At 47.4% G+C, this 5,795-nt stretch carries 6 protein-coding genes, 5 tRNA genes and 1 pseudogene; 3 read left to right on the forward strand and 9 right to left on the reverse strand.

Annotation, left to right across the window (positions count from 1 at the left end; all coding sequences use genetic code 11):
* The 9 genes and pseudogenes from PGX78_RS05135 to PGX78_RS05175 form a co-directional block, all read right to left on the reverse strand.
* A pseudogene (locus PGX78_RS05135) lies at window positions 1-990 on the reverse strand (NAD(P)/FAD-dependent oxidoreductase); the annotation flags it as partial.
* 11 nt (window positions 991-1,001) lie between these two features.
* Entirely contained in the window at window positions 1,002-1,721 is a 720-nt protein-coding gene (locus PGX78_RS05140; RefSeq protein ID WP_270445714.1) for a pseudouridine synthase, read from the reverse strand.
* Entirely contained in the window at window positions 1,690-2,298 is a 609-nt protein-coding gene (scpB, locus tag PGX78_RS05145) for an SMC-Scp complex subunit ScpB (RefSeq protein ID WP_270445704.1), read from the reverse strand. The genes PGX78_RS05140 and scpB overlap by 32 nt, the downstream gene beginning before the upstream one ends.
* Window positions 2,276-3,001, reverse strand: coding sequence for a segregation and condensation protein A (locus PGX78_RS05150; RefSeq protein ID WP_270445707.1), 726 nt, complete (start codon window positions 2,999-3,001; stop codon window positions 2,276-2,278). The genes scpB and PGX78_RS05150 overlap by 23 nt, the downstream gene beginning before the upstream one ends.
* 139 nt (window positions 3,002-3,140) lie before the next feature.
* A tRNA-Leu gene (locus tag PGX78_RS05155) sits at window positions 3,141-3,229 on the reverse strand.
* Between the two features lie 21 nt (window positions 3,230-3,250).
* A tRNA-Cys gene (locus tag PGX78_RS05160) sits at window positions 3,251-3,324 on the reverse strand.
* Window positions 3,325-3,329: 5 nt separating this feature from the next.
* Window positions 3,330-3,404, reverse strand: a tRNA-Gly gene (locus tag PGX78_RS05165).
* A gap of 5 nt (window positions 3,405-3,409) precedes the next feature.
* A tRNA-Phe gene (locus PGX78_RS05170) sits at window positions 3,410-3,485 on the reverse strand.
* 5 nt (window positions 3,486-3,490) lie between these two features.
* Window positions 3,491-3,566: transfer RNA gene (locus PGX78_RS05175), tRNA-Asp, on the reverse strand.
* Between the two features lie 292 nt (window positions 3,567-3,858).
* Here PGX78_RS05175 and metF point away from each other — a divergent pair.
* The 3 genes from metF to PGX78_RS05190 form a co-directional block, all read left to right on the forward strand.
* Window positions 3,859-4,737 (forward strand): methylenetetrahydrofolate reductase [NAD(P)H], encoded by an 879-nt coding sequence (gene metF, locus PGX78_RS05180; RefSeq protein ID WP_270445708.1) that lies wholly within the window; start codon window positions 3,859-3,861, stop codon window positions 4,735-4,737.
* Window positions 4,738-4,751: 14 nt separating this feature from the next.
* Window positions 4,752-5,486 (forward strand): vitamin B12 dependent-methionine synthase activation domain-containing protein, encoded by a 735-nt coding sequence (locus tag PGX78_RS05185; RefSeq protein WP_270445710.1) that lies wholly within the window; start codon window positions 4,752-4,754, stop codon window positions 5,484-5,486.
* A 31-nt stretch (window positions 5,487-5,517) separates the two neighbouring features.
* The coding region (locus PGX78_RS05190; protein ID WP_270445712.1) for a homocysteine S-methyltransferase family protein at window positions 5,518-5,795 on the forward strand (278 nt) is incomplete at its 3' end.

The following is a 5,795-nucleotide window of genomic DNA, read 5'->3' on the forward strand; positions in this document are numbered from 1 at the left end:
TCCCGGCGTAGAACCTATAAAGTCGGTAATAGGAGCCGCATTCGTCAAGTTACAGCGGCCCTGGCGCAAAACAGCGGGAATCAGCCGTTTCGGCAATAAATCCTTCATGGCGTTTTCCGCCTGTTTACGGTCGTACAACTCAAAATCTCTCTCCAACCGCTTATACAATTTTTCTTCCGATAAGGCCGGCTTTAAATTAATAATGACTTCCATAGGATAAACGGCTTTTTTACTGTGAACGGCCGCCGTACTGAGCATTAAAACGGCGGGGCCGGATATACCGAAGTGAGTAAAGAGCATTTCTCCGAAACGGGATGCGATTTTCTTCTTCCCCTTCCACAGGGTAACATCTACATTTTTCAATGCCAGACCTGTCAGTTCATGTACCCATGTATCGGGCGAAACGAAGGGTATAAGCGAAGGTCTAGGTTCCTGAATCGTGTGTCCCAGACCGGCCGCAAAAGTATAACCGTCCCCGGTAGACCCCGTAACGGGATAAGACATACCGCCCGTAGCGATAATAAGTTTATCAAAAAAATACCGGCCTTTAGCGGTAGTGATACGGGTGCGACCGTCATGAACGGCTACGGCCGTAACACCTTCTTCTAAATGTAAGTGTACACCGAAGTCCTTCAATTTAAAATACAGGAGTTTGCGTACTTCTACGGCACTGTCCGATTGAGGAAATACGCGACCGCCCCTTTCCACCTTGGTTTCCAGGCCCCACGAATGAAGGCATTCCAGTAAATCTTCATTCGTAAAACGTTGGTAAACGCTGTACAAAAACTTACCGTTTCCCGGCGTAGAACCTATAAAGTCGGTAATAGGAGCCGCATTCGTCAAGTTACAGCGGCCCTTGCCCGTAATCCCCATTTTTTTTCCCACAATATTGTTTTTTTCAAACAATGATACGTCGGCACCCGCCTCGGCAGCTGCCAGAGCAGCCATAATCCCGGCTGCGCCGGCACCGATAATTCCTACGGAATTCATAAATAATCCCCTTATTTATACTTATATAATCCGGCCACTTCTTCACGTGTCAGACGGCGGTAAGCACCGCGTTTGACCCCGCTGAGCGTAAGGAAAGCATATTGTGTGCGCCGCAAATTATGTACCTGGAAACCGAAGTATTCGAACATACGTCGAACCTGTCGATTCCGCCCTTCATGAATGGTAATTTCAACTTCCGTTATATTTGTCGCCCCGTCATACCCTACATAGACAACAACTGCCGGAGCCGTCATTCCGTCTTTCAAGGGTACTCCTTGTGCAAGCTTTTCCAATACGGCATCCGTAACCCGTCCTTTAATGCGTACATTGTATGTCTTGTCTACCAACTTACTGGGGTGCATCAGAATATTGGCCAAGGCGCCGTCATTGGTCATTATCAGTAACCCTTCCGTGTTCTGATCGAGTCTACCTACAGGGTAAATACGGTCTTTTACGTTCTTAAAATAGTCCATAACCGTATTTCTTTCTCTATCGTCTTTAACCGTTGTCAGAACTCCTTTGGGCTTATTAAAAAGATAATATTGCTTAGCCGGTTTTTCCAGTCGTTTCCCGTCTACGACAATAATATCCTTTTGCAAGTCCACCTTGACGCCCGGCGTTTTTACAATCACGCCGTTTACGCGTACACGACCGGCTGCTATCATTTCTTCCGACGCTCTTCGCGAAGCGACCCCGCAATTACTCATTATCTTTTGTAAGCGTTCCGTCATCATGTTCCTCCTCATCCGTCGGCAAGGCCCCGGACTCCGTAATCTCCCCTTCAGGTTCTATTTCTTTCGGCATGCGTTCCGCCAAATCATCGACAGAATCGATACCCAGACATTCCAGAAAATAAGGAGACGTACCGTATAAAATCGGCCGACCGGGGCTGTCTTTTCTCCCTAAGTCGACAATCAGATTCTGTTGTAACAAGGCGGCAATCAATCGTTCCGATGAAACCCCTCGTATCTTCTCTACATCCGCCCGCGTCACCGGCTGTTTAAAGGCGATAATAGCCAATACTTCCATAGCCATGGCCGACAGAGTATCAATTTTTTCCCGTTCCCAGTGGAGAAACTCATACAAGTCCTTACGCGTCGCCAACTGATAACCTCCGCCGACACGTAAGAGAACCAGGGCACCTGCGACAGCCGCCAGTCTCTCTTCAAGAGCTTCCGCTGCCGTCTCGATCCGGTCATTGGACCACCCCGTATGCTTATTTAAAGCCGCAATGCTCATAGGGCCGCCACTTAAAAAAAGGAGTCCCTCCAACAAAACGTCATCATTAACGGATGTACTGTAAGGCAAGCGCGTTTCCTTCCTCTCCTGCCGAGACGGTACGACACCGACCGGTCTTTAACAATTCAAGTACGGCCAAAAACGTGATGACCAATTCCAACCGACTTTCACACCGGCTGAACACGGCAGTCACGGCTGCCGGGTCGCCTACTTCTTGCAAATAATCGACAACACTATTCATACATTCATCGACACTGTATATTTCTCTTTCAATTCGCACCGGCTTTGCTGCCGCTTCCTTATCCGCTACGGCCTTGCAAATCGTTTGAAAAGCACGAAAAAGAGCTTCTTTTTCAAGGGTTCCCGAAAATTTCGGTTCGTATGCAAAGGGCGTCCTTTTTCGACTGAGCATAAGGCTTCTTTCTTCCCACAACTTGGCCATAACGGAGGAAGCTTCCTTCATGCGCTTATACTCAAGAAGTTGTCGTACCAATATTTCTTCCGGATCGTCCCCTTCTTCCTCTGCTTCCGTCGCCTTGACCTTCGGTAAAAGGCGTCGCGATTTGATTTGCAACAACGTGGCGGCCATGAGAAAAAATTTGCTGCCGTAGTTGACATCAAAGAAATCAATTTGTGCTACATATTCATTAAACTGGTCGGCTATTTCCGCAACGGGAATATGATAAATATCGACTTTATTCTTTTCAATCAAATACAATAACAAATCTAAAGGACCTTCAAAGTCCGATACCTTATAGCGATATTCTTCCACAACAGTCTTCCTTGCTCATATGCTCAAACAACTTAAAAAGAGTGCAACAGAATGGAAATCTCATCCTGTTACACTCCTTCCGATGCAAAAAGATAGCCGGTCCGGAAATATCCGGACCGGCTGTCTTTCGCTTCCTTATTGGTGCCGGGGACCGGAATCGAACCGGTACGGATATTGCTATCCGACGGATTTTAAGTCCGTTGCGTCTGCCAGTTCCGCCACCTCGGCATGACAAACTTTAGAAGCTTATGGAGGCGGCACCCAGAATCGAACTGGGGATGAAGGTTTTGCAGACCTCTGCCTTACCGCTTGGCTATGCCGCCGTATATGGAGCGGAAAACGAGGCTCGAACTCGCGACCCCCACCTTGGCAAGGTGGTGCTCTACCACTGAGCTACTTCCGCATATGTGGTGCTCAGGGACGGAATTGAACCGCCGACACGGGGATTTTCAGTCCCCTGCTCTACCGACTGAGCTACCTGAGCAAAAATGGCGACCTCGATCGGATTTGAACCGACGATCTTCGCCGTGACAGGGCGACATGTTAACCGCTACACCACGAGGCCGTATATCGTTCGGAATCGGTAAACAGTCCGAACAAAAAGAATTATAGCATGAAGGCTTTTATTTGGCAATAGTTTTTGCCCATGAATCTTTCAACGAGTTTATCTCCCCTATTGTTTTTATTATATACTATAAATCATTATTTTATAAATTAACTTGTCCCCTAAAATACCTTTATATTATCTGTTATACCTTTTCGATACCTGTTATAATAAACACATGTATTTTCTGAATGAATGGGCTGTAATCTTTCACCACGCCCAATCCGAATAAATCGACAAAGGGGCTTTTCTTATGAAAATTATCGATATCTTAAAAAATAAACGAGTAACATTGTCTTTTGAAGTATTTCCTCCCAAAACAGCCGATGACGTCCCGACAGCCTTGGCGGCCGCCGAAGCTATTGCCGCATTGCATCCCGATTTTATGTCCGTTACCTACGGGGCCGGCGGCGGCACGTCTGATTTTACGGTACACATCGCTTCAGCCGTCAAAAAGACTTACGGTGTGGAAGTAATGCCGCATCTCACCTGCCTGTCCAGTACGAAGGAAAAGGTAACTGAAACCTTGCAAGACTATAAGGAAGCGGGCTTTGAAACAATTATGGCTTTGCGCGGTGACGTTCCCGCCGACGGTACGAGAAAAAACGACTTTGAACATGCTACGGATTTAATGAAGCAGATCAAAAGCTTCGACTCCTCTATGACTCTGGGCGGTGCCTGCTATCCTGAAGGCCATCCCGAATCGCCTTCCTTGGCAGCCGATATTGAAAATATAAGAAGCAAAGTAGATGCGGGAGCGCAGTTCTTGTCTACACAAATGTTTTTTGACAATTCCCTTTTCTACTCCTACCTTAACAGACTCCATGCCGCCGGCATAGACGTACCTGTTTTGGCAGGTATTATGCCTATTACAAACAAACGCATTCTGACCCGATCTCTTGCTATGTCCGGTACCGCTGTCCCTGCCCGTTACATTGCCATGGTCGATGCCTATGGAGATTCTCCAGAAGCTATGAAACAGGCCGGCATTGCCTATGCTACGGAACAAATTCTGGACCTGTATGCTAACGGCGTCAGAAACGTTCATGTTTTTGCCATGAACAAACCGGACGTGGCCAAGGCTATTTCTGAAAATATTCGCCCTGTTCTCGATTACTTGAATTCTAAATAAGGATTGAAGAATTTATGGTTACATTACGACGAAAAGAAATTTATCGCTACCTCGGCTTTCGTAATACACAACCTCCTGAAGATATAGTGCAACGGGTGGAAATCTGTGTGGAGGAAATGGAACGAGCCGCGGTTTTTCGCACTACATACAAACGCTTTCCCGTCACGATAACGGCACCGAATACGGTGGAAACGGCCGGTCTTACGATTTACTCCAAACATTTGTATAAGAACCTTAGCGGCTGCGACTATGTATACCTTTTTGCCGCTACAGTCGGCATCGGCATCGACCGCCTCATTAAGCGGGGCGAAGTGGGCGGCATGATTGATGCCCTCATCTACCAGGCTGCCGGTGCGGAAATGATAGAAGCTTACGTAGATGAGCTGAATACGAAGCTGAAAATTCAGGCTGCGGCGGAGGGCTACAAACTTCGTCCTCGCTTCTCGCCGGGCTACGGAGACCTGCCCATAGACTTGCAGCGCGACTTTTCACGCATTCTGCAACTTCCCAAGACCTGCGGCATAACCTTGACGAACACTCTTCTCATGGTGCCGTCCAAATCGGTTACAGCCTTTATAGGCTGTACGAAAGAAACACCCGTAAAGGACGAATCCGTATACTTAGCCGACGTAGTTAATCCTTGGGAAGCTACGAGACCCGGAGCCGGCGTATCAACACAAGAAACTGAAAATACGAATGTCGAAAAATGCCGCTTTTGCACAAAAGGTGACTGTGAATTCCGACTCTAACATGAAATTAACCTGTTTAGGAGAATTATAAATGAGACAAGATTTAAGAAAACGCCTCGGCAAGGAACGTCTGTTCTTCGACGGCGGGACCGGTTCTCTCTTACAAGCCGCCGGTCTCAAACCCGGTGAATTGCCTGAAACGTGGAACTTAACCCGCGCCGATGTCATTATAGACTTACACAAACAATACTTGGATTCAGGCTGTCATATTTTTAACACGAATACCTTTGGCGCCAATCGCCTGAAATACCCGGATAATCTGGACGATATCGTTACGGCTTCTATCCGTCTGGCAAAGGAAGCTCGCCG

The sequence above is a fragment of the Megasphaera sp. AF13-6AC genome (genome assembly GCF_027685385.1).
GTDB lineage: Bacteria > Bacillota > Negativicutes > Veillonellales > Megasphaeraceae > Megasphaera > Megasphaera micronuciformis.

Bases quoted from the DNA above. Each gene is read 5' to 3' on its own strand.
- PGX78_RS05140 (WP_270445714.1), bottom strand. From the start codon at position 1,721: ATGACGGAACGCTTACAAAAGATAATGAGTAATTGCGGGGTCGCTTCG.
- metF (WP_270445708.1), top strand. From the start codon at position 3,859: ATGAAAATTATCGATATCTTAAAAAATAAACGAGTAACATTGTCTTTT.
- PGX78_RS05185 (WP_270445710.1), top strand. From the start codon at position 4,752: ATGGTTACATTACGACGAAAAGAAATTTATCGCTACCTCGGCTTTCGT.